The 24,790-nt window shown below is 68.4% G+C and carries 17 protein-coding genes; 3 read left to right on the top strand and 14 right to left on the bottom strand.

The window, feature by feature from the left end; translation table 11 throughout:
- Positions 1-87 precede the first annotated feature (87 nt).
- The 7 genes from AB0B86_RS20775 to AB0B86_RS20745 all read right to left on the bottom strand — a co-directional run bounded on the left by AB0B86_RS20775 (position 88) and on the right by AB0B86_RS20745 (position 10,875).
- Positions 88-2,553, bottom strand: a complete 2,466-nt coding sequence (locus AB0B86_RS20775; RefSeq protein ID WP_357419418.1) for a family 43 glycosylhydrolase — start codon at positions 2,551-2,553, stop codon at positions 88-90.
- A 349-nt stretch (positions 2,554-2,902) separates the two neighbouring features.
- Positions 2,903-5,299 (bottom strand): RICIN domain-containing protein, encoded by a 2,397-nt coding sequence (locus tag AB0B86_RS20770; RefSeq protein ID WP_357419414.1) that lies wholly within the window; start codon positions 5,297-5,299, stop codon positions 2,903-2,905.
- Between the two features lie 55 nt (positions 5,300-5,354).
- Entirely contained in the window at positions 5,355-6,206 is an 852-nt protein-coding gene (locus AB0B86_RS20765; RefSeq protein ID WP_357419411.1) for a sugar phosphate isomerase/epimerase family protein, read from the bottom strand.
- A 6-nt stretch (positions 6,207-6,212) separates the two neighbouring features.
- A complete protein-coding gene (locus tag AB0B86_RS20760) occupies positions 6,213-7,394 on the bottom strand; it encodes an ABC transporter substrate-binding protein (RefSeq protein WP_357404498.1) in 1,182 nt (393 codons plus the stop codon).
- Between the two features lie 12 nt (positions 7,395-7,406).
- Complete coding sequence (locus tag AB0B86_RS20755) at positions 7,407-8,390, bottom strand: ABC transporter permease (RefSeq protein ID WP_357404500.1); 984 nt, start codon at positions 8,388-8,390, stop codon at positions 7,407-7,409.
- A gap of 2 nt (positions 8,391-8,392) precedes the next feature.
- Positions 8,393-9,367 carry an ABC transporter permease gene (locus tag AB0B86_RS20750; RefSeq protein ID WP_357404502.1) on the bottom strand — a complete coding sequence of 325 codons (975 nt, stop codon included), beginning with the start codon at positions 9,365-9,367 and terminating at the stop codon, positions 8,393-8,395.
- Positions 9,364-10,875: a sugar ABC transporter ATP-binding protein gene (locus AB0B86_RS20745; protein WP_357404504.1), complete on the bottom strand. Its 1,512-nt coding sequence runs from the start codon at positions 10,873-10,875 to the stop codon at positions 9,364-9,366. Before AB0B86_RS20745 ends, AB0B86_RS20750 begins: the two co-directional genes overlap by 4 nt.
- Before the next feature lie 526 nt (positions 10,876-11,401).
- Here AB0B86_RS20745 and AB0B86_RS20740 point away from each other — a divergent pair.
- Positions 11,402-14,950 carry a ThuA domain-containing protein gene (locus tag AB0B86_RS20740; RefSeq protein WP_357404506.1) on the top strand — a complete coding sequence of 1,183 codons (3,549 nt, stop codon included), beginning with the start codon at positions 11,402-11,404 and terminating at the stop codon, positions 14,948-14,950.
- Between the two features lie 82 nt (positions 14,951-15,032).
- Here the strand turns inward: AB0B86_RS20740 and AB0B86_RS20735 are convergent, their stop codons facing one another.
- The 7 genes from AB0B86_RS20735 to AB0B86_RS20705 all read right to left on the bottom strand — a co-directional run bounded on the left by AB0B86_RS20735 (position 15,033) and on the right by AB0B86_RS20705 (position 22,166).
- Complete coding sequence (locus AB0B86_RS20735; protein WP_357404508.1) at positions 15,033-16,040, bottom strand: aldo/keto reductase; 1,008 nt, start codon at positions 16,038-16,040, stop codon at positions 15,033-15,035.
- Between the two features lie 46 nt (positions 16,041-16,086).
- Positions 16,087-16,848 carry a 2-dehydro-3-deoxy-D-gluconate 5-dehydrogenase KduD gene (gene kduD, locus AB0B86_RS20730; protein WP_357404510.1) on the bottom strand — a complete coding sequence of 254 codons (762 nt, stop codon included), beginning with the start codon at positions 16,846-16,848 and terminating at the stop codon, positions 16,087-16,089.
- Positions 16,845-17,870 (bottom strand): alcohol dehydrogenase catalytic domain-containing protein, encoded by a 1,026-nt coding sequence (locus tag AB0B86_RS20725; RefSeq protein ID WP_357404512.1) that lies wholly within the window; start codon positions 17,868-17,870, stop codon positions 16,845-16,847. Before AB0B86_RS20725 ends, kduD begins: the two co-directional genes overlap by 4 nt.
- Before the next feature lie 106 nt (positions 17,871-17,976).
- Complete coding sequence (locus AB0B86_RS20720; RefSeq protein WP_357404514.1) at positions 17,977-19,200, bottom strand: mandelate racemase/muconate lactonizing enzyme family protein; 1,224 nt, start codon at positions 19,198-19,200, stop codon at positions 17,977-17,979.
- Position 19,201: 1 nt separating this feature from the next.
- Positions 19,202-20,029, bottom strand: a complete 828-nt coding sequence (locus AB0B86_RS20715; protein WP_357404516.1) for a carbohydrate ABC transporter permease — start codon at positions 20,027-20,029, stop codon at positions 19,202-19,204.
- Positions 20,029-21,009 carry a sugar ABC transporter permease gene (locus AB0B86_RS20710; RefSeq protein WP_357404518.1) on the bottom strand — a complete coding sequence of 327 codons (981 nt, stop codon included), beginning with the start codon at positions 21,007-21,009 and terminating at the stop codon, positions 20,029-20,031. Before AB0B86_RS20710 ends, AB0B86_RS20715 begins: the two co-directional genes overlap by 1 nt.
- A 5-nt stretch (positions 21,010-21,014) precedes the next feature.
- Positions 21,015-22,166 (bottom strand): extracellular solute-binding protein, encoded by a 1,152-nt coding sequence (locus tag AB0B86_RS20705; RefSeq protein WP_357419392.1) that lies wholly within the window; start codon positions 22,164-22,166, stop codon positions 21,015-21,017.
- Positions 22,167-22,423: 257 nt separating this feature from the next.
- On the opposite strand from AB0B86_RS20705, the gene AB0B86_RS20700 reads away from it, so the two are divergent.
- Entirely contained in the window at positions 22,424-23,194 is a 771-nt protein-coding gene (locus AB0B86_RS20700; RefSeq protein WP_357404522.1) for a FadR/GntR family transcriptional regulator, read from the top strand.
- A 463-nt stretch (positions 23,195-23,657) separates the two neighbouring features.
- Positions 23,658-24,790 (top strand): glycoside hydrolase family 43 protein (locus AB0B86_RS20695; RefSeq protein ID WP_357419389.1); only part of this gene is annotated, 1,133 nt, incomplete at its 3' end.

Raw genomic sequence — 24,790 nt, 5'->3', positions numbered from 1 at the left:
GCGGCCGGCGGCGCGGGACAGGTTCGCTGTTCCGCGCCGCCCGGCCGGTCGCCGGTGGTGGTCGGTGAGCCGAAGGCTCGTGGTGGGTTATCCGTCGCAGGAGGTGGCGGGGTGCTGCGCCGTGCGTACGGTGGTCACGTCCCGACCACCGATCGCCCCGGTGACCCGGACCGTCGCCGAACCGGCCGGCAACGCTGCGGCCCTGGTGTGGAAGGACTGGTAGACGTTGGCACCCGGGGCCACTGTCGGGAAGGACCGGTTCCCGTACGGCGTCTCCACGGTGATCCCGACCGGTGCGTCCGAGTCGTTGCGGGCCTGCACCGCCACGTACGCCTTGCCGGCCAGACACCGCGCCTGGGCGGTGACCGTGACCGGTAGTGCCGCCAGCACGCCGAGCCGGGCCAGCTGGTAGCTGAGCGCCCGCTCCGGGGCGTCGATCTGGTTCTGGGTGCCGAACCCCTCGGCGCGCGCCGACGTCGCCGCCGCGAGTGCGGACCGCGTCGCGGCCCAGGCGTCGGCCGGGTAGTGGCGGGCGTCGAGGGTCTGCGCGTGGGCGATGGCCGCGTCCAGGGCTGTGGTGTCCAGCGGCCGGGACTGCTCGGTAAGCGTGTCGCTGAGCAGGTAGTGATCGAAGTCGACGCTGCCGCCGGTCTCCTGGGTCGCGTAGTTGAACAGACCGACCCGGTGGCCCATGAAGTGCGCGAGGCTGCCGTCCAACGCCTGCGGGCCGACGCGGCTGCCCAGCCGGGTCCACGTCAACCCGTCGAGGCTGTAGTAGAACGTGGTCCACAGTTGGCCGACCGGCGAGGTGAAGTCGAGGTCCGCCTTCACGTGCACCTCTGTCGCATCCCCCAGCGCCACTGTCGTGCCCGCCACGAAGTTCTCAAGCGTCGACTGGTCCAGGTCGACAGCGAACGGCTGCGACCGGTTGACCACGCCGAGCGTGTTGACCCCACCGACGCGCTTGACCGCCACGTACGAGAAGCCGCGGTTGTAGGCGGCCAGGCCGGCGACGTCCCCGTTCTTCATCGCGGAGATGTCCATCCGGGTCTCCACCGACTGCCGTGGCCCGAACGTCCGCTGCGAGAGGGTGTTACGGGCTTCCTCGAACCAGGCCAACTCGGCCCGGTTGGACAGTTTCGTGTAGACGTACTGGCCGGTGACCACCTTGCCGGCGGTCAACCGCAGCCAACCGTCGCGGTCGGTGAGTGACCAGTACCTGTTGTCCGGTGCGTGGTTCCACTCCCACGCCAGGTCCAGCCGTGAGCCGTTGGGCGCGATCTCCGCCGGGTCGAGCGGCGCCGGGACCGTCCACTGCTCGTCCTGGTACGCCTTGTGCGGCGCGTCGTTGGCGAAGTCGTCCGAGGCGACGACGCTCTTCTGCCGTTCGAACGCCTCCTGCGCCGGGCTGAGCCGGATCGGCTTGTCGAACACACCGTTCACCGGCACGACCCCGTTGGTGCCGAAGGTCGGCCAGCCGTCCTGCCAGGTGGCGGGGATGAGCGCCGGGATCCGCCCGACCGGGAACGTGTCGCGGAAGAACATGCCGTGCCAGTCGGTCCGGCCGTCGGCCCGGCTGATCGGCACCAGGCTGCCCTGCGCGAAGCCGTTGGAGTTGAGCACGCCGCGCGCCTCGTAGGTGTTGACCCCGCCGGCCGAGGTGTAACGCCCGAGCAGGTCCTTCGACCGGAACATCACCACCTGGCGGCCCTGCCCGGACGGCCAGGTGATGATGACGGCGTAGTACCAGCCGTCGATGTGGTAGACCTGCGCGCCCTCGAACAGCCCGCCGATGAACGGCTGACCGGCGTAGTTGTTCGCGGTGAAGATGTTCGGGTAGTCCTGCGCGACGGCGGTCAGGTCGGCGTTGAGGCGTACCGCGCTGGTGCCGCCGGAGCCGTAGAAGATGTACGGCGTGCCGTCGACGTCGAAGAAGAGCGACGGGTCGTGCAGGCCTCGGCCGAGGGCGGTGCGCCGCCACGCGCCGTTCTCGATGTCGTCGGTGCGGTAGAGGTACGCGCCGTTGAGGTTGTTGGTGTTGAAGACGGCGTAGAACATGCCGTCGTGGTAGCGCAGTGACGACGCCCACTGGCCCTGGCCGTACGAGTTCTGGCCGTTGCGCAGCGAGAACGAGTCGCCGATGCTCGCCCGGTCGAAGACGTAGTTGACGATCTCCCAGTTGACCAGGTCGTACGATTTCATGATCGGCGCACCCGGACTCAGGTGCATCGTCGTGCTGATCATGTAGTAGACGTCGCGGCCTTCGTCGTTCTCGGCGGCCGGCACCCGCTCGACGCTGATGTCCGGCACGTCGGCGTTGAGCAGCGGCACCGAGTAGGTGCCGGCGCCGGTGTCGGTCGAGGTGTACGACGAGCGCGGCGACCATGCTTCGGCGGCGTGCGCGGCGGCCGGGGCGACGACCAGTGCGGCGCCGCCGATGAGGGCCGCCGATGCGAACGCGCACAGTGGACGGAGCCGACCGACGGGCGCAGTGGGAAGTCGTGGGGCGAGTGCCTTCCAGACGTGACGAGCGGCGGCGTTCAGGCTGTTCACAGCGGATGCACGGGCGGTGTTCAGGAGACGCGAGCGGACCGACACGACCAAGGCGAACTCCAAACGCGAGAGCGGCGTGAAGGCCATCGTGTTATCGCTAACAACGACTGTCAAGACCGTCAATGAAACACGCCCGAACTATCCCCGTAACCCCACACCCGCCACAACGGACACTCCCCCGGCCTTAACCCGTCCTCGACGACAGCGAGGTGCTCGCCGCCGTCCACGACCACCGTCGGTCTCTGCCGTCGGGGCGGAGACAGGAGTGAGCGGTACACCTCAGAGGGATATCCCTCTGAGGTGTACCGCTCCTCGGCCAACTGCGGCCGGCCGAGCGCCCGCGGATCTGTCAGCTACGCAGCTGCCACCGCTGGTTGGCGCCGCCGGAGCAGGCCCACAGGATCAACTTCGTGCCGTTCGCCGTCGCGGCGCCGTTGGCGTCCAGGCAGAGACCCGACTGCACCCCGGTGATCGTGCCGTTGGCGTTGACGTTCCACTGCTGGTTCGCCTGGCCGTTGCAGTCCCAGATCACCACAGTGGTCCCGTTGCTGGTGCCCTGGCCGGAGGCGTCCAGGCACTTGGTGCCGTACACCATGAGCTGACGGCTCGCGGTGTGGGTCCACCGCTGGTTGGCGGCCCCACTTATGCAGTCCCAGATCTGAGCCTGCGTGCCGTTGGTGGTGCTGGAGTTGCCGATCTCGACACAGCGGCCGGACTGGGCGCCCACGATCTGCACGTTCGTCGGGTTGGTGCTGCCACCGCTCTGCACACCGGCCGTGTTGAGCACCGTCTGCGCACCGGACGGCCAACTGCCGTTGGACACCGTGACGTTGCCGTTGACGACGTTGCCGCGGTCTCCGTTCGTCACGTTCGTGCTGCCGTTCGTCGACCAGTTGTTGGTGACAGTGAAGTTGCCCATGTTCTCGGCGTAGTAGTAGTTGGCCGTGGCCCAGGTGCCGGTGGAGGAGAACACGTTGTTGCGGGCGGTGTAGTAGCGCGAGCCCTCGTCGAAGTAGAGCCCGAACCAGCCGTTGGTCCGCAGGCAGTAGTTCTCGGCGATCAACCCGCCCGGGTTCGCCGAGAGCGTGTAGATGCAGCCGCCGTCGGTCATCTGTTGCATCACGTCGTGCACGTAGTTGCCGATCACCTGGTTGTTGGCCGCGGTGGTCGCCGTCGAGTACCGCGGCTGGTAGTTGTACAGGCCACGGTTGGCGTAGTGCTGGCTGCCGCCGGCATCGTTGGCGCCCCAGCCGTAACCGACGGACAGACCGGTGTACGGCATGTTGTAGACCTCGTTGTGCGACACCAGCGAGGTGTTCACGTAGGTGGTCAGGATCGACACCACACCCCGGTACTCAAGGCCGAGGTCGTGCACCCGGTTGTTGCTGATGGTGATGTTGCGGTTGACCATCCGCTGGTCGCTCGGGTGGTGGGCGTCGGCGCGCACGCCGCCCACCACGATGCCACCGGCGGAGTTGCGGGCGATCTCGGAGCGGGTGACGGTGATGTTGCTGGCGCCCAGGCCGACGCCGCTGGCGTGGGCGTTGGCGTCGTTGCCGATGCCGATGGCCGTCTGTCCCAGGTTGACGAACTGGGAGTCGCTGAAGCTGATGGTGTTGGCGGCCGAAACCTGCACCGCGGCGGGCATCTGGGCCCAGCTCGGGCGGGTCGCCTCGAACAGCGGGCAGCCCTCCTGGCAGGAGGTCAGCGCGTCGGACGGGCGGGCCCAGGAGCCGACGATGTGCGCGCCGGTCTGCTGGTCGGCGAAGCCGTTGCTGCTGCTCGGGCCGAGCCAACTGGTGCCGGTGAAGGTGATCCCGCTGAACGAGATGTGGTGGGCGGGCGCGTCAAGGGTGCCGCCGACGTTCACCAGGGACTGCAACTGCGGCAGCTCCACGCTGACGGTGCTCATGTTCTGCCCGGCGAGCGGGATGTAGTTGAGCTGGCCGCTGCCGGGGTTGAGATACCACTCCCCCGCCGAGTCCAGGAACTCGTACGCGTTGGCCAGGTAGAACGGGCCGGCGCGGTGCGGGCGGGACAGGGTGTCGAAGCCGAAGGTGTTGTTGTTCCAGGCGGGCTGCTGCATCGTCAGGAAGTTGCCGCTGATGCTCTGCACCGGCGAGTACCTGTCGGTGAACGAGCCGACACTCTCCACCTCGACCCGGTTCTGGTTACCGAGGTTGTTGAGGTAGTTCAGTGCGCTGTTGCTGAACCGCATGCCGGAGGTGGTGAAGGTGAAGTCGGCGCGGTTGACGGCGGTACGCGCCCGGGTGGCGACGGCCCCGTTGACGTACAGCTGACGGGAGTCCAGCCCGGCGGGAACGGTGGCCCGCCAGATGTTCTTCCCGGAGTCGACGAGCGACCAACCGGTGACCGCGCGAGCGCCGGTGATCGTCGGACGCGCCGAGGCGGCGGCCCGCCAGATCACCTGGTAGCCGTTGTTGCCGGAGTCGGCGGCGGTCAGCCGCATCGGCGCCGAGAGTCGGTACACCCCGTCGGCCAACTCCACAACGATGTCACCGGACATCGTGCTGTTGGCCGCCCGGACCGCGGTCTGCGCGGCGGACAGCGAACACGGTTGGCTTGCCGAGCAGGTGGTGCCGGCGCCGGCGGGCGAGGCGTAGAGGGTGGTGGTGGCCGCGAGCGCGGGGGACGCCGAGGCGGTCACCGCGACCAGCGCGGTCAGTGCGGACGCGGCAACGCCGGCCAGCATCCGCCGCAGCGGTGGGATGGGGGAGACGGACACGGGACGGTGCTCCTGACTCTAGAGGGGGCGGGAGTTCCCCGGGACCGGGCGGCGGTTACCCGAGGATCTCCCGGAGATAGCGCAGGCCGTCCGTGGCGAGACGGTCCTGTGAAGGTGCCAACGGACGCCAGATCGCCGCGGCGGTCGCGATCGCCTCGTTCTCCCCCGTGAACGACTCGATGCAGATCGCGCCCTGGTAACCGGTGTCCCGCAGGACTGTGAAGAACCGGGGCCAGTCGAAGTGGTCCGCCCCGGGTGCGCCCCGATTGGTGCCGCTGACCTGCACGTGCTTGATGTGCGGGCCGGCGACCGCGAGGGCGGCGTAGGGATCCGCCTCCTCGATGTTCATGTGATAGGTATCGATCATGATGCCGACGCTCGACGGCAGACCGTCGATCAGCTCGACCGTCTGCTCGATCGTGTTGACGACGCTTGTCTCGTAGCGGTTGAGCGCCTCGACACCGATGCTCACGCCGTGCTCGCCCGCCAGGTCGGCCACCGGCGCCAGGGCCCGCCGGAAGTCCGCGTAGCAGGCGGCGCGAGCCGCCTGTGACATCCGCCAGGTGCGACCGACCGAGGCGTACACGGGGCCGCCGACGCATCCAGCGCCGACGGCCGCCGCGTCTGCCACACACTTCCTCAGGTACGCCACCGTCGACTCGACGACCGCTGGCGCGGCGTCCACCAACTCCCGACCGGGTGGGGTGACCGCGCAGACCCCGGCGGCGGCGAGGCCGTGCTCCGCCAGCAGGTCCCGGGTGCGGGCCGGATCCCAGTCGCCGGGCTGTTCGATCGGCAACTCGACAGCGTCGAAGCCGAACGCCGCGATCCGCGGGATCAGCTCGGCCAGGGCCTTGTCATCGACCGGCGAGGCCCACACCCACGGGTTGACGCCGATGGCGTACATCTGTTCCTACTTCCAGCGCTGCGGGTAGCCGGGCAGGTCGGTGCAGCCACACATCGCGTAGTGCAGCGGCGGCATGCTCGTGTCGAGGTACTTGTCCAGGTTGTCCTGGGTGACTGTCGGCTGCGGCAGCTTCCACGGGTTGGACACCTGCTCGCCGTCCAGGATCCGCAGCGCCGCGATGATCGGCGTACGCCACTGGTAGGTCGGGTACGTCGGCGCGATCGCTGTGAGGTTCTTGTCCTTCCAGATCTTCAGGAAGTCGAGCTGGTCCTCGCCGTTCATCGGCGGCACCGGCTTACCCGCGTCCTGGAACGCCTCGACCGCCGCGACGGCCGTCGCCCCGGCGTCCATCCAGACACCGTCGATGGTGCCGTACCGCTGGATGTAGTCGTCGACGATCTTCTTGGTCTTGGCCGGGTCGCCGTCGGTGAACTCGACGCCCACGACGTCGACCTTCGCCTTGTCGAACGCCACCTTCGCGGCCGACCAGCGGGTCTCCAGGACGTCGACGCCGGGCAGGATCCGCAGGGCGAGGACCTTGCCGCCGGGCTTCATCTTCTGGCTGACGAAGTCGGCGCCGACGTGGCCGAACCCGTAGCCGCCGATGGGGTTGATGAACGTCACCGGGCACTTCGTGTTGACGCCCCGGTCGAAGACGATCACCGGCAGGCCCGCCTGGCAGGCCGCCTCGACGGCCGGGGTGAGCGTGGCGGTGGTGTTCGGTGAGACGATGAGCGCGTCGCAGCCCTTGCCGAGCAGATCGTTGATGTCCGCGATCTGCTTCTGGTCCTTGCCCTCGGCGTCGACGTGCACGAACTCCTTGATCCGGCTCTTCTGCGCCTCGACCTCGGCCTGCATGGTCTTGAACCCGACCTGCCGCCACGGGTTGTTGAGCGCCGCGTTCGAGAAGCAGATCTTGTGCGGGCCGCTCTTCTTGAACTTGGCGGTGTCCACCATCTTCGGGTTGAGCACCTGCTCCCACGGCTTGTCGGCGGGACCCGTCGGGGTCGCGTCGAGCAGCGCGAGCTCGGCGTCGTAGTCGGCCTGCACGAAGAACTTCGACTGCTCCCCGGTGCCCGACCCGGCGGCGGGCGGGCTGCCCGACGGGCTCGCGCCCGGCTCATCCGTGGCACAGGCGGCGAGGGACAGCAAGGTGACAGCGGCCAACGCCGCCATGGAACGTCGCACTATGGTTCCCCTTTATCTCGACGAAGAACGCGTTGCCGAGACCGCCACGGCGAGCAGGATGATCCCGCCCTGGACGGTCGACTTGAGGGCGCCGGAGACGCCGTAGAAATTCATGAGGGCGAAGAGAAGTTCGAGGGTCAGCGCACCGAGCATCGCGCCGACGACCGAACCGCGACCGCCGCCCAGCGCTACCCCACCGAGGACGACCGCGGTGATCGCACCGAACTCCAGGCCGACGCCGGCCTGGAACGACACACCGCTGTAGCCGCCCAGGAGGATCGCCGCGACCGCCGCCACGAGCCCGCTGAGGATGAAGGCGATCGTCCGGGTACGCCAGACGCGTACCCCGCTCAACTCGGCGGTGCGCGGATTGTCGCCGACGGCGACGAGCGTCCGGCCGAAGTCGGACCGCATCAGCAGCACTGCCAGCACCGCCATGGCCACGAGGATCAGCAGCGCGTAGGGCACGCGACCGAGCAGCGGCACGTCCTCGAAGGCCCGCCGACCGTAGCGGCGGAACTCCTCCGAGAGCCCACCCTTGGGCGCGCCGTCGGACCACAGGTAGACGGCGCCGACCAGGATCAGGAACATGCCGAGCGTCGTGATGAACGACGGCACCCGCAGCCGTGTGGTGATCAGGCCGTTCACCAACCCGACGAGCGCGCCGAAGGCGAGCAGGAGCAGCACCACGGGCCAGGTACGCGCCGGGTCACTGTCGATGAGCCGGGCGGCGACCACCACCTGCGCGGTGACCAGGGAGCCGACCGAGAGATCGAACTCGCCGGAGACGATCACGAAGTACTGGCCGGCGGCGAGCAGGATGATCGGCGCCGAACGCCCGAGGAACGACATCAGCGACGCGGGGGCGAGGAAGTCGGGCTGGCGGACGCCGACGAGCACCACGAGCACGGCGAGGATCGCGAGGATCGGCAGCAGGCCACCGGGGCGGAGCCGCGGGAGACGCAGTGGCAGCGTACGACGCTGAACTGTCTGCATGGCTAGGCAGCCGCCTTTCGCATGGTCCGACGGGCGTAGACGGCCACCGCGGCGATGATGATCGCGCCCCGGATCACCTGCTTGAAGAAGGCGTCGACCTCCAACTGGTTGAAGATCGCGTCGATGCTGGCGAGCAGCAGCACTCCCCCGACCGTGCCGATGACACCACCGCGCCCACCGGCGAGGGCGGTTCCGCCGATCACCACCGCAGCTATCGACTCCAGGTCGTAGAGGCCCTCGGTGCCCACCCGGGGCGCGCCCGAGCCGAGCCGACTGGCGAGGTAGACACCGGCGAGCCCGGCACACATCGAACAGAGCACGTGGGCCGTGACCAGGACCCGGTCGTTGCGGACGCCGGAGAGCCGGGCCACCTCCGGGTCTCCGCCGACGGCGACCAGGTGGTGACCGAAGCGGGTCTTCGAGAGCGCGAACCAGGCCGCCGCGGTCACCGCGACAAGCAGCAGGAACGACACCGGCACCGGGCCGATGCGCTGGTAGCCGAGCGACTGCACGAGTGCGGGCGCGGTGGTGCCGGCCGGCCCGTCGTAGCCGTTGTCGAGGTATCCCTTGAGCAGCAGCCCGACGCCGAGGGTCGCGATGAACGCGTTGATGCGCAGTTTGGTGACGAGCAGCCCGTTGAGCAGCCCGACGCCGGCGCTGACCACGAGCGCCAGGCCGATCGCCGGTAGCAACGCGCCGTCGCTGCCGTTCATCGTCTCGGCCGCGACCAGGGTGCTGAGGCTGATCACGTACGCCACCGACAGGTCGAGCGAGCCGCCGAGGATGACAAGGGTCTGGCCGACGGCGACGAGCCCGAGGCCGGCCGCCACGTGCAGCAGGCTCACCGTCGTGGACTGGTTGAAGAGCTGACCGCCGTCGACGAGGACGACAAGCCAGCCGATCACGAGGGTGAGGGCCAGGGCCACGAACACGCCGGGTACGGGGCGGCGGGCCGGCAGGAGCGTCAGGGCGCTCATGCGGCAGCCTCCCGCGCGGCCCCGATCGCCAGGGTGACCACGTCTTCCTCGCTCGCGCCGGCTGGTAGTTCACCCACGATCCGACCGTCGCGCAGGACGACGATCCGGTCGCTCATGCCCAACAGCTCGGGCAGGTCGGACGAGATCATCAGCACCGCCGCACCGTCGCGGGCGAGACGTCGGACGAGGTCGTGGATTGCCGACTTCGCGCCCACGTCGATGCCGCGGGTCGGCTCGTCGAAGAGCAGGATCTGCGGGTTGAGCGCGAGCCACCGGGCCAGGACGACCTTCTGCTGGTTCCCGCCGGACAGGAATCGGATCTCCTGGTCGTCGCCCGCGGCGCGGACCTCCACGGCGGCGAGCAGATCGCGTACCCGACCGGTGCGGGCCGCGCGGCCAGAGCGGGCGGCGAAGACGGCCCGGCTGGCGAGCAGCGCGTTGTCGAGCACCGACTGCCGGGGGACGATCCCCTCGCCCTTACGGTCCTCGGTGACGTAGGCGATGCCGGCCCGCATCGCGGTGCGTGGCGAGCGCAGCCGCAGCTGCCGACCGTCAACAGTGACCTCGCCGGTGGTGAACGGGGCCACCCCGAAGAGCGCACGCGCCAGCGCGGATCGGCCGGAGCCCTGGAGGCCGCCGATGCCGAGCACCTCGCCGGCCCGCAACTCAATGTCGATGTCGCGGAGTTTCCGGTTGCCCCCGGCACGGACGGTGAGCCGCACCGGACCGGGGTCGTCGGGATCGGCCCGATCGGGGTAGTAACTCGACAGCTCCCGGCCGACCATGTGTCGGACCAACTCGTCCGCGCTGGTGTCCGCGGTCTCCACTGTGGTCACCCGGCGGCCGTCCTTCAGGACCGTGATCCGGCTGGACAGGTCGAAGACCTCGGCGAGCCGGTGCGAGACGTACAGCAGGCCGATGCCGCGCTCCTGGAGTCGGCGCACCAGGCCGTAGAGCAGCTCGACCTCGTGGTCGGCGAGCGCGGCGGTCGGCTCGTCCATGATGAGCAGCCGCGCGTCCAGGGCGAGCGCCTTGGCGATCTCGACCACCTGTTGTTGGGCGACACCGAGCTGCCCCACCCGGGCGTCGGCGGGCAACGTGGTCTCCCCGATCGAGGCGAGCAGACGCGTGGTGCGGTCGAGCATCTCCCGACGGTCGACAAGCCCGCGCCGGACCGGCTCGTGGCCCAGGTAGACGTTCTCCGCGACGGTGCGCTCCGGCAGCAGGTTGAACTCCTGGTGGATGATGCCGACCCCGGCGCGCTGGGCGTCCCGGGGGCCACGGAAGACGCGGGGCTCACCGGCGAACTCGACGCTGCCCTCGTCCGGGGCGTACCCGCCGGACACGATCTTCATGAGGGTCGACTTGCCGGCGCCGTTCTCACCGACAACGGCGTGCACCTCGCCCGGCGCGACATCGAGGTCGACACCGTCGAGCACGCGTACCCCGAGGAAGGATTTGCCGATGCCCCGGAGGGTGAGCAGCGGCGCCGGCGGTGGGTCTGACATCCCGAAAGCCCTCACAGACAGTAGTCATAGACAGGGTGCCCGGGTCGGCGTCCGGCCCGTGCGTGGCCGCGCCGCGAACTTTCGCAGCCGGCCGCGGAGACTTACGTTTTTATGTTGCGAACATTCCCTTGACATCGACGAAACATCACACGTATGAAGAAGATAGATGTTTGGATGCAGGTCCGCAATCCTCGACCGGGGCCGATTGCCAGGGCCATCACTCGAACGGCAGCGAAGCCGTGCCCGAGAGATTCGGACATGGCCGTCGTCATCAGGGCAAGACGTCGGACGTCACCCCATTCATTGACACCCATCTATTTCTAGCTCATCCTGACCTCGTGGACCACGGGACAAGCTTCACAGCCGCCATCACCCTCTGTGAGGTCCCGCGGGTCTGACTGCCGTTTCGGCGAACGGCACGAGGACAGCCCAGCGCACTCGTGCCCACCCCTGCGTCCAGGCACAACCTGACGCAGCGTGGACCCGTGGGCGCACTCGGAGTCGCCCGTCCAACCTAGGAGACGCCATGCGTCGCAATACGATGATCATCTCGGTGATCGCGGGCCTGTTGCTGGCCCTCGGACTCGCCCCACCCGCTTCGGCGGCCCCCGCCTTCCGCGCCCTGGTGTTCAGCAAGACCACCGGCTACCGGCACGACTCGATCCCCGCCGGGATCAGCATGCTCCAGCAGCAGGCCACCGCGAACAACTTCGAAATCGTGGCGACCGAGGACTCGAGCGTCTTCACCGCCGCCAACCTGGCGACCTTCGACGTGATCGTCATGCTCCAGACCTCCGGCATGGTCTGGACCTCGGCGGCGCAGCGCCAGGCGGTGGAGGGTTACCTCGCCAGCGGCAAGGGCATCGTGGCCATCCACAACGCCACCGACATGGGCATCGAGTCCGAGTACCCGTGGTGGGACCAGACCATCAACGGCGGCGCCCACATGCCCGAGCACTCCCCCGGCGTGCTGCCCGGCACCGCGATCGTCGCCGACAAGCAGCACCCGTCGACGGCCGGGCTGCCGGATCGGTGGAACCGCAGCGAGGAGTGGTACAACTTCGACTCCAACCCACGCGGCAAGGTGCACGTGCTGGTCACCGCCGACGAGCGCACCTACAACCCGGGCTCCCGGGCGATGGGCCCGGACCACCCGATCTCCTGGTGTCGCGACACCAACGGCGGGCGTGTGTGGGCCACCGCGATGGGTCACGCGATCGACTCCTACAGCGAGACGAACTTCCGCAACCACGTCCTCGGTGGGATCAAGTGGGCCGCCGGCAACGCCCCCGGCGACTGCGGCGGCACCGTCTGGGGCAACTTCGAGAAGCGCACCCTCGACGACAACACGGTCGACCCGATGGCGATGGCGGTGGCCCCGGACGGGCGGGTGTTCTACGCCCAGCGCGGCGGGCAGCTGAAGGTCTTCAAGCCGTCCACGAACAGCACAGTCACCGCCGGCACGCTGAGCGTCTACACCGGCGGCGAGGACGGTCTCACCGGCATGGCGCTGGACCCCAACTTCGCCACGAACGGGTACGTCTACCTCTACCACTCGCCGGCGAGCAGCTCGACAGACGTCAACCGGGTCTCCCGCTACACGATGAGCGGTGACACGCTGAACATGTCGAGCGGCGTGACGATCATCGACATCCCGGCGTACCGGGACCGGACGTTCCCGGAGCCCGGGCACACCGGCGGTTACATCGAGTTCGGTCCGGACGGCAACCTCTTCATCGGCACCGGTGACGACACGCCGCCGAACCTCGACCCCAACTGGCAGGGCTACGCCCCGCTGGACTGGCGCTCGGGCAAGTCCAACCTGGACGCCGCCCGCAGTGCGGGTAACACGAACGACCTGCGCGGCAAGCTGCTACGCATCCGCCCCGGAGCCACCGGCGGCTACACCATCCCGTCGGGCAACCTCTACCCGCAGGGCACCGCGCAGACCAAGCCGGAAATCTACGCGATGGGCTTCCGCAACCCGTTCCGGTTCTCGATCGACCCCGCCAACGGCTGGGTCTACCTGGCCGACTACGGGCCGGACCGCAACCCGCCCACCACCAACCGTGGCCCCGAGGGCCTGGTCGAGCTGAACGTGATCAAGACGCCCGGCAACTACGGCTGGCCGTTCTGCCACGGCAACAACCAGCCCTACGCGCCGTACAACCCGGACACCGGCGTCGTCGGCGCGAAGTTCAACTGCTCGGCACCGGTAAACAACTCGCCGAACAACACCGGGCTGGTCAACCTGAAGCCTGTTGTCATGCCCAACATCTGGTATGGCTACCCCGCCTCGACGACCTTCCCGGAGCTCGGCTCCGGCGGCTCCGCGCCGATGGGTGGCCCGGTCTACCGGTACGACGCGTCGAACCCGTCCGCGACGAAGTTCCCGCCCTACTACGACGGTGTGCACTTCTTCTACGAGTGGGCGCGTAACTACATCAAGGAGGTCCACTTCGACTCCTCCTCGGCGGTCACCCGCACCAACCCGTTCCTGCCCGGGACCGGGTTCAACAAGCCGATGGACATGGAGTTCGGCAAGGACGGCTCGCTCTACCTGCTGGAGTGGGGCACCAACTTCGGCGGCGGCAACAGCGACTCCGGGCTCTACCGGATCGACTACATCCAGGGCGGCCGGTCCCCGATCGTCAAGGCCACCGGTACGCCCACCAGCGGCAGCGCACCGCTCACCGTCCAGTTCAGCAGCGCCGGCACGTCCGACCCGGACGGCAACACGCTCAGCTACCTGTGGACGTTCGGCGACGGCACCACCTCCACGGCGGCCAACCCGTCGAAGGTGTACACCTCCAACGGCAACTACACGGCCCAGTTGAAGGTCACCGACAGCACCGGTAAGACCGGCTTCGCCAACGTCCCGATCACCGTCGGCAACAGCGCCCCGGTGGTCACCATCACCACACCTGCCAACGGTGGCATGCTCACCTTCGGTGACAAGGTGCCGTACCAGATCACCGTCACCGATCCGGACGGCGGCACTGTCGACTGCTCGAAGGTGTTCCTCAACCCGGCGCTGGGTCACGACGACCACGCGCACGAGACCACCGAGTACCCGGGTTGCTCGGGCACCATCTCCACCGACCTACTCGGCGGGCACCCCGATGGCGCCAACCTGTTCTACGTGCTGAACGCGCGCTACACCGACAACGGCGGCTCGGGGGGCGGGTCCCCGCTCACCGGCACCGCACAGGCGATCCTGCAACCGAAGCACAAGCAGTCCGAGTACTTCAGCAGCCAGTCCGGCATCCGGGTCATCGACCAGGCCGCCGCGGAGAGCACCAAGCGCGTCGGTGACATCTCCTCGAACGACTGGATCGCCTTCAGCCCGATGAGCCTGTCGGGTATCTCGACGGTCAGCTACCGGGTCTCGTCGCCCTCCGGCGGCGGTTCGATCGAGCTGCGCGCCGGCTCACCGACCGGTACCCTGCTGGCCACCACCACGGTGCCGAGCACCGGTGGCTGGGACAACTACCAGTCCACGACACCGGTGAGCGTCGCCGCCAGCAGTGGGACCCAGACGCTCTACATGGTGTTCAAGAACTCCAACAACTCGTTCGATCTGGACTCGCACACCTTCGGCGGAAACGGCGTCGGAACACCCGGCACCGGCACCGGTACCGGGCTGGCCGGTAAGACCTACACGCTCACGGCACAGCACAGCAACAAGCTGATGGACGTCAGTGGGGTCTCCACCGCCGACGGCGCCCAGATCACCCAGTGGGCGTCCACCGGCGGCAACAACCAGAAGTGGCAGGCCGTCGACGCCGGCAACGGCGCGCTCTACCTGAAGGCGGTGCACAGCGGCAAGTGTGTCGAGGTGGTCGGCAGCTCGACCGCGGCGGGTGCCTTCCTCCAGCAGGCCACCTGCAACAACGGCAACCAGCAGAAGTTCACCGCCACCGCGACGGGCACCTCCGGCGTGTACACGGTGAAGAGTGTGCTGAGCGGGCTCTGCGTGGACGTCAACGGCGCTTCCACGGCCGACGGCGCCCGGCTGTTGCAGTGGACCTGCCACAGCGCAGCCAACCAGCAGTGGCGGTTCACCGCTCTCTGATCTGCGGCTGTCGCGGTAGAACATGACGTCCCGGTCGGGACCGGTCCGAGAATCGGAGCCGGTCCCGGCCGGGACGTCGCCGTCAGTTCGGCTGGCCCGCAGCGCCCGGACCGGGCGCCACGGCGAGCAGCCCGGCCGCTGTCAGGGCCTCCCACAGCTCGTCCGGTACGGCAACGTCGGCGCGTCGTACCGTCTCGGCCACCTGCGCCTCGGTGCGGACGCCGACCACCGTCGACACCACCGCCGGGTGCCGACGGACGAAGGCCAGTGCCGCCTGCGGCAGGGTCACCCCGTGCGTCTCGCAGACCGCGGCGATCCGCCGGGCCCGCTCGATCACCTCGGCGGGGGCCTGCTGGTAGTTGTAGACCGCATCGGCCGGCGGCTGGTCCCGCGACAGCAACCCCGAGTTGTAGACGCCCGCGATCACCACACCCACCCCTCGCTCCTCGGCGGCCGGCAACAGGTCGTCCGCCGCCCCCTGTTCGAGCAGGGTGTACCGCCCGGCGCACATCATCACGTCGACGTCGGTCTCCCGCACGAACCGCGCCAGCATCGCCGACTGGTTCATCCCGGCACCGATGGCACCCACGACACCCTGGTCACGCAGGTCGACCAGGGCCGGCACGGCCTCGTGCGCGGCCTGCTCCCAGTGGTCGTCCGGGTCGTGCAGGTAGACGATGTCGATCCGGTCCAGCCCGCTGCGCTCGAGGCTGGCCTCGATCGAGCGACGAACACCGTCGCGGCTGAAGTCCCACACCCGGCGGTGGCTGGCGGGCACGTCGAACCCCTCGGAGTCCCGCAGGTGCGCGATCTCGGGCGACGGCACCAGGAGTCGTCCGACCTTCGTCGACACGACGTACTCGTCGCGCGGCCGATGCCGCAACGCCGCACCGAGGCGGCGCTCGGACAGCCCGAGTCCGTAGTGCGGCGCGGTGTCGTAGTACCGGACACCGGCGGCCCACGCCGCGTCGACAGCCGCGTCGAACTCCTCGTCCGTCGTCGCCCGGTACAGGTTGCCCCCCTGGGCCGCGCCGAACCCCAGCCCGGTGAGACGCACCCGCGGGCGGCGCGGCAGCGCTCGCGCCGTCATGCCGCCGCCGATCCGGGTACGCGGCGATCGGGCTCACCGGGGGCCGTCATCGGCCCATCCAGCCGCCGTCGACGGGCAGTACGACCCCGTTGACGTAGTCCGACGCCGACGACGCCAGGAACACCGTGGCACCGCCCAGATCGTCGGCGCGACCCCACCGGCCGGCCGGGATCCGGGTGAGGATCGCCTGGTTGCGGTCGGCGTCGTCGCGCAGCGCCTGGGTGTTGTCGGTGGCGATGTAGCCGGGGGCGATGGCGTTGACGTTCACCCCGTGGGCCGCCCACTCGTTCGCCAGCGCCTTGGTGAGCCCGGCGATGCCCGATTTCGACGCGGCGTAACCGGGCACTGTGATGCCGCCCTGGAAGCTCAACAGCGAGGCGGTAAAGATGATCTTCCCATGGCCCCGCTCGACCATCGTCCGGCCGATCTCCCGGCTCAGGATGAACTGACTGCTCAGGTTCACCTCGATGACGTGGTCCCACATCTCGTCGGGGTGCTCGGCGGCCGGGGTGCGGGCGATCGTGCCGCCGTTGTTCACCAGGATGTCGATCGGTCCGAGCGCGGTGAGGTCCCGGGCCAGCTGGTGTACGGCCGCCCGGTCACCGAGATCGGCACGCAGCCCGGTGAACTGGCGGCCGGCGGCGCGCACCCGGCGTTCCACCTCGCTGCCATCCGATTCGAGCTGGGCGGAAACACCCACGATGTCGGCACCGGCCAGCGCCAGGGCCTCGGCCATGGCGAGGCCGATACCGCGCCGGGCACCGGTCACGACCGCGACGCGTCCGGACAGATCGAACAGGGCCGTCACTTGTTTCCCTCCCGCAGATCGAGCAGCACCTTCATCACACCGCCACCCTCAAGGGCGGTGAAGGCGGCGCTGGCCGCCTCCACCGGCTCCACCCGGGAGATGAGCTGTTGGGCCGGGATCGCACCCGAGGCGACCAACCGGATCGCCTCCTCCATGTCGTCGCGCTGGTACAACCGCGCGCCGAGGAGTTCCAGCTCACGCCAGAAGAACCGGTGCAGGTTGACCTCGCGCGGCCGGGGGTGGATCGCCACCATCACCAGCCGGCCGCGGGTGGTGAGGACGTCGACGGCGGTGGTGACGCCACCGGCGGAGCCGGACACCTCGAAGGCGATGTCGGCGCCCGCGCCGTTGGTGCGCTCGTTGACAAGTGCCACCACGTCCGTCGCTCCCGGGTCGACGGCCTCGATCCCGATCCCGGCCGCCACCTCCCGTCGGAACGGATCCGGCTCGACGAGGAGCACCCGCGCGCCGCGGCCCGCCGCGACCACGGCGATGAGCGCCCCTACCGGCCCGCCGCCGACCACGACCACCTGGTCGTCGGCTGTCACATTCCCCCGCCGGACGTCGTGCACGGCGACCGCGACCGGCTCGACGAGCGCCGCGTGGTCCAGCGGCAACTCCTCGGGCAGCGGCAGAACCAGCTCCGCCGGCACGGTCCAGTAGGACTGCATGGCGCCCGGTGAGTCGATGCCGAGGAAATTCATGGCGTGGCAGACGTGGGAGTGCCCGCGCTTGCAGGCGGCGCACTGCCCACACGGCCTGGTCGGTAGCACGGTGACCGGTTGCCCGACGCGCCAGCCGGTGGTGTCCGGGCCGACGGCCGCGATCCGACCGGACATCTCGTGCCCGATGATCGCGGAGTCACCGACCCGGGCGTCCATGTCCCCGTGGTAGATGTGCAGGTCGGTGCCGCAGATCCCGGTGTACGCCACCTCGATCCGCACCTGGCCTGGCCCCGGCGGGACCGGTTCGCGATCCTCGATTCCGAGGTCTCGCGCCCCCCGGTAGACGACTGCCTTCATCGATCCTCCGTCTCGACGGCCGGCACGTCGTTCGTGCCGACCGGACATGGCCGTGGGTGCACCGCGATGGCGGTACACCCACGCGCCTCTGTTTCTGGCGGTCAGCTCAGTGCCGCACGGTGGGCGACACCTCGTTGCGGTAGTTGAGTGGCACGACCGGCACCTGCCGGGCGGGGACTACCCCGTCGATGTCGGCCAGCAGCCGCCGGCCGGCCCGCTCCGGCCGGACGTTGGGGCTCTCGGCCTGCTGCGCCAGCGGGCGGTGGTTGGCCGTCCGGATGCGCTCCTCGTCGATGCGCACACCCAGTCCTGGTGCGTCGCCGAGGATGAAGGCACCGTCCTCGACGTGCAGGTCGACGGAGACACCGACCGGTGGATGGAGATCCTGCAACTCACTTGTCAGATGATTCGGCACCGAGGTCGCGGCGTGCAACAGACCGATCGGGCTGTTGCCGATCGGGCTGACCGGCAGGTCGTACGCGTGCGCCAGGGCGGACGCCCGCAGGAAGTGGGTGACCCCCCAGACGGCGGCCATCTGGACGACGTCGACAGCGCCGGCGGCGAGCAGCGGACGGAACTGTTCGAGCCCGGTGAGGTTCTCCCCGGTGGCGACCGACGCGCAGACTCCACGGCTGACGGCGGCGAGGCCCTCGGCGTCCCAGCGTCGGACCGGCTCCTCGATCCAGATGAGGTCGAGGGAGCGTTCGAGTTCGCAGACGTGCCGGACGGCCTGCTTACGGGTCCAGGCCTCGTTGACGTCGAGCATGAGACCCGGTCGCCGGCCGTGCCCCGCCTCGGTCAGGACGTCCTTGACCAGGCTGAGGCGGTGCCGGTCGCGCTCGATGTCGAGACCGCCCTTGAGCTTCGCGGCGCGCAGGCCGTGGCTGGCGTAGACCTCGTACTCCGCGACGAGTTCGTCGTCGGTGAGCCCGATGTCCAGCCCGGACGCGTAGGCGGTGACCCTCCTGTCCCGCCCGCCCAGCAGCCGCCACAGCGGCTCGCCGGCGATCTGCGCCTTGATGTCCCAGAGGGCGGTGTCAAGTGCGCCGATGGTGCCGAACACCGGGCCTGCGTGGCCCGCCTTGAAGGTGTGCCGCAACATGCGGTCGTACAGGGTCGTCACGGCACGGGGGTCTTCGCCCTCGATTGCTGCGAAGATCCGCTCGATCTCGACGTGCGGCCCGAGGCCGACCCCCGAGACGCCCTCGTCGGTGTCGACGATGACGATCGAGATCGGAACCACCCCGTCGGCGAACACCCCGTTGGCATCGCCGACGGGCCGCCCCCATTCCTGGACCGTGGAGAGCGTCCGATAACCCGTGATCCGCATGTCAACCCTTCGTGGAACCGGCGGCTACACCGTCGGCAATTTGGCGCTGGAGGAACAGGTAAACCAACAGGACGGGTATGGCGGCGATCAGCACACCGGAGGCGAAGGTGGGAATGTTGTCGGAGTACTGCCCTCGCAACGAGGTCACCCCGATCATGAGCGTCCGGTGATCGGCCGAGGGCATCATCACCAGCGCCATGAGGACGTCGTTCCAGCAGAACAGGGCGTTGAGGATGCCGACCGACAGCAGTGCCGGGGTGCCCAGCGGCAACATGATCCGGCGGTACACGCCGTACACGGTGTTGCCGTCGATCCGGGCGGCGTCGACGATCTCCGGCGGGATGCCCCGGTAGTAGCTCGTCATCAGGAACACGGTGAACGGCAGGAACTGGGCCACGTAGACGAGGATCAGACCGGGGTACGTGTCGATGAGCGCCGTGTCGGCCATGATCCGGGACAGCGGCACCATGATCACCTGGAACGGGATGAAGAGCCCCGCGAGGCAACCCAGGAACAACGCCGTCGAGCCCCGGAATCGCAGCTGACTCAGCGCGAACCCGGCCATCGACCCGAGCAGCAGCAGCAGGATCACCGACACCGTCACCACGAGCAGCGAGTTGACGAAGTAGCGACCCATGCCGACGCTGCTCCACGCCGTGCTGATGTTCTCCCAGCGCAGCGCGTCGGTGATGGAGAACCGGTCGAGGATGTAGTCACGGCGGGTCTTCATCGCGACGTTGGCGGTGAAGAGCAGCGGGTAGATCGTCGCCAGCGCGAGCAGTGACATGGGGATGGCGATCAACCACCACCCCAGACGGCTCCGAGACATCAATCCTCCTTTCCGGATCGTTCGAGCAGCTTGATCTGCAACAGCCCGACCACGAGCATGATGATGAAGAGGATCGTCGAGGCGGCAGATGCGAGCGCCGGCCGGTTCATCTGGCCCTGCTGAATCCAGATGTAGTACTCCGGCAGGTAGGTCGAACCCTCCGGCCCGCCGCTGGTCATCACGAAGAGCAGGCCGAACATCGAGGTCAACATCCCGATCATCGTGGTCACGAAGACGAACTGGATGGTGCGCGAGAGGCCCGGGATGATCACGTGCCAGACCACCTGGCGTAGCGACGCCCCGTCCACCCGGGCGGCGTCCAGAAGCGCGGGGTCCAGGGTGGCGAAGCCGGCGAGGAACACCACAAGTGCCATTCCGAAGGTGGCCCAGATGTGCACGCCGACCACCATGAACATCGCCAGGTCCGGATCGCCGAGCCAGTCCACCGGACTGATGCCGAACGACCCGAGGATGGCGTTGAGGGGGCCATCGAAGGCGAGTAGCAGGTTGAAGATCGCGCCGACGATGACCGGCGAGAGCACCGCGGGAAAGAAGTAGACGCTGCGGTAGAAGCGGTGGCCGGGCACCCGCAGGAAGATGAACGTGGCGAGCAGGCCGGGGATTGCCACCGCCACCGGGAGCAACAGCACCAGCAGCCCGACGTTGCTCAGCGCGGTCCGGAACAGCGGATCGTGGAACAGCTCGCGGTAGTTGCCGAATCCGACCGCCGTCCCGTTCTGCGCACCGTCGCCGGTGAAGGAGAAGTTGACGCCGAGCACCAGCGGATAGAGCCGCAGCAACACGATGATCAGGACCGCCGGTGCGACCAGGATGTAGGGCGCGAAGCGTTCGGCCCGCAGGCCGGCACTGGCGCGCCGGGGTTGTGCACCATGCCGATGGGCGGCGGGGGTGATCGCCGCCCCGTCGGTCCGTCCGGCCTGAGCCGGACGGACCGACGGTTGCGTGTTTCCGATTGACACGAGGGTCAGCCCGCCTGGTCCGAAGCGGCCAACTGCTTCACCACCTCGTCGACGGTGGTCGAACCGCTGAGCAACTGCTGGGACAGCCGACCCATCAGGTCGATCGTCTTCGAGGAGAGCGCCACGTGCAGCGCCGGCTTGCCGGTCTTCAGCTCGCTGACGATCGTGGAGACGGCCGGACCGTTCTGCGACACGTCGATAGTGGTGTCGGCGACAATCGCGCCGGCGTCGGCGTAGAAGGCCTTCAGCGCGTCCGCCGAGGTCAGCGAGCGCACCAGGTCGGCAGCCACCTTCGGGTCCTTGGTCCACTTGGCGACGCCGTAGCCGATACCACCGTCGTACGGCAGGCTCGCGGTGGTGCCGGCGGTGACGACCGGAGGCTTCATGACGCCGAGCTTCTCCGCCGTCAGGAACTCGTTGAAGTCCTTCCAGTGCCCGACGTCCGACATCAGGCCCATGACGTGGGCGGCCTTACCGGACTGGAAGAACGCGAACGAGTCGTTGAACATGGCTGTCGAGTTGGCCCCGTCGCTGTTCATCTTCTTGTCGCCGGTCTCCTTCCAGAGCTCGAAGATCCGCTTGACGTTCGGCGAGGTCCAGTCGCGCTTGCCGGTGATCCAGGCGTCGTACTCCGCCGCGGTGAGGGTGACCGACCCCATGCTGGAGAGCCAGAACTGGATGCCGACGCCCTCCTTGTTGCCGAGGGCGAAGCACTTCGAGCCGGCCTTGGTGATGGCGGCGCAGTCCGCGACGAACTTGTCCCAGGTGGCAGCCGGGGTCGCCGGGTCGAGGCCGGCCTTGCGGTAGATCTCCTTGTTGTAGTAGATCGGGTAGCCCTGCAGCGTCACCGGACCGGCGTAGACCTTGCCGTCCTTGGTGAACGCGTCCCATCCGGCCAGCCGTTGCTTGTCCTCGGCCACGTAGTCGGTGATAGGCACCAATGCGTCCACCCGGTCGCGGATCTGGCCGCCGCCATTGAACAGCATGACGTCCGGGCCCTTGCCGGACTGGATCGCCGCACCGAGCAGCGTGTAGTACTGGTCAAAGGGCTGCGCTACGAACTCAACCTCAACTTTTGGGTGCTTCTTCTTGAAATCAGCCTTAGCCTTGTCCAGATAGGACTTGGCGAACGACTCGCCGGACTTCCAGTCCCACACCACGAGCTTGCTGTCCGACCCGCTTGACGAGCTTGAATCGCTAGCACTTCCACAACCGGCCAGGGCCAGGCCCACAACGAGGACGGCCGACCATATTGCGCGCTGTCTCATCAGTTGTCACCTCAGAAAGTGGGGTGGCCGGCGGTCGCGCCGCCGTGCCAATGTTGCCCGGAACGTAACTCGTATGACGTTTGACGTCAATACTCAGTCGTACACTGAGCCAGACGTCGTGCCACGGCGAGCCTTTCGGAGGGGACATGACGCCATCGCAGGAGACGGCCCTGAGCAGCCCAGCAACACCGGCGTGGGTGCGTCGGCCGACCAACCTGGCCAAGGCGGTCACCGCCGAACTGGTCGAACGCATCGTCCGCGGCGTACACCCCTCCGGGACGCCCCTTCCTCCCGAACCGATCCTCTGCGAGACCTTCTCGGTGAGCCGGACCGTCGTCCGGGAAGCAGTCAAGATCCTTCAGGAGAAGGGGCTGGTGCAGGTCCGCCAGGGTGCCGGCACCATGGTCAACCCGGCAGCGCAGTGGGACATGCTCGACGAACTCGTCCTCGGCGCCACCATCGCCGAGGACGACAGCCTCGCCATCCTCGACGATCTCGTCGTCACCCGGCGCGTGCTGGAATCAGACATGGCAAACGTCGCCGCCCGGCTCGCCGACGCGCAGACCGTCGACCGGCTGCACACCATGGTGGACCGGATGGACGAACTCGTCGACGACCACGTCACCTACCACGAGCACGACCGGGCCTTCCACGACGCGATCATGCAGACGTCCGGGAACCGCATCGCCCGCGGCGTCGTGCGGGCGCTGGAGAGCCAGGTCATCAACACCGCCCGCTACATGGGCCGGACCGAGCGCGCCCTGTGCGTGGCGTCCAACCAGGGCCACCGGCGCATCTACGAGCGCATCGCCGCGCACGACTCCGAAGGCGCCGCCGAGGCGATGTTCACCCACATCACCGAGGCCTGGCTGGTGCGCCGCAGCGGTTCGGGCGAGGCGGTTCGCCTGCAACGCTGACCGGGGACACCGACGCGGCGCCCACCCCCCGGGGGTACGGGAGCAGGCGCCGCCAGGCCGACGACGTCGGCAACCGCCGGTCCGGAGAACTGCGCGAAGAACCTCCAGATCTCACCCTTGGTCCGGGTCGTGATCCCGCTCTCGCCACGGGTCCCGCCGGTGCCGCCCGAGGAGATCTCCCGCATCGTGCCGCCGCGCCGCCCGCGTCTGGAAATTAGCGCTAACCACGCCACACATCAGACGACAGGTGTCGTTCTAAGCTGCCGTCAGACCAAGTCCGGGTAGCTGGCTGAAGCCCACCACCCTGGCAGCCCAACGGCGACTTGACGCGGCTCATGTTATCGCTCACAGTCGATGGACGAGGGCGATGTGCCGACGACGGTTGACCGGGCGAGCCGCTTGTCGCACCTCGGGCGTGACGTCACCCAGGGCAGGCCGATGGCCGGGCGTGGACCGATGGTTCATGGCCACGGCACGGGTGCGTCCGATGCTCAGACACCGGCATCGCAGCGGTGTTCCCTGCACCCGCACCACCACCGCACCCATTGACGGGCGACGACGTGTCAAATCGGCGCGACTGCCGCGGTCGGCGACGCCCCGCACCGGGTCCGGTGCCCCGCTCGACACCATCGACAGCTTCCCGGAGGCACTCGTGAAATCCGCACCAACACCACTTGCCAGACTGCGGCGTTCGGCCGCGTGGCTGGTGAGCCTGCTCCTGGTCTCAACATTGCTCCCCGCCGGTGTCGCGAAGGCGGACAATCCTATTGTTCAGCATATTTATACGGCTGATCCGGCGCCGTTGGTTTACAACGGTCGGGTGTATGTGTACACGGGTCATGATGAGGATGGTTCGACGTATTTCACGATGAGGGATTGGCGGGTGTGGTCGTCGGCGGACATGGTGAACTGGACTGATCATGGGTCGCCGATGGGTCTGGCGACGTTCGCGTGGGCAGATGCGAACGCGTGGGCGGGGCAGGTCGTGGCGCGTAATGGGAAGTTCTACTGGTACGTGCCGGTGCGGCAGCGGTCGAACGGGCAGATGGTCATTGGTGTGGGGGTGGCGGATTCTCCGACGGGTCCGTTCCGGGACGCGTTGGGTCGACCGTTGGTGGGGAACAACGAGATCGATCCGACGGTGTTCATCGATGATGACGGGCAGGCGTATCTGTACTGGGGTAATCCGGGTCTGTGGTATGTGCGGTTGAACGCGGACATGATTTCGTATTCGGGTGCCGTGACGCGGATCGCGTTGACGACCGCGGGGTTCGGTGCGCGCAGTGGTAACGCGAGTCGGCCGACTCTGTATGAGGAGGGGCCGTGGGTGTTCAAGCGTAACGGGTTGTATTACAACGTGTTCGCGGCGGAGTGTTGTTCGGAGTTCATCGCGTACTCGACGGCGTCGGGGCCGACCGGGCCGTGGACGTACCGGGGGACGATCATGCCGCGGCAGGGGGCGAGTTTCACCAATCACGCCGGGGTGGTGGATTTCGCTGGCGGGTCGTATTTCTTCTATCACAACGGGGCGTTGCCCGGTGGTAGTGGGTACACCCGGTCGGTGGCGGTGGAGAAGTTCTCCTACAACACCAACGG

The organism is Micromonospora sp. NPDC049047 (genome assembly GCF_040649135.1).
Classification (GTDB): domain Bacteria; phylum Actinomycetota; class Actinomycetes; order Mycobacteriales; family Micromonosporaceae; genus Micromonospora.
The sequence above is the reverse complement of the archived record's forward strand: the minus strand, read 5'-3'. Positions and strand labels throughout refer to the sequence as shown.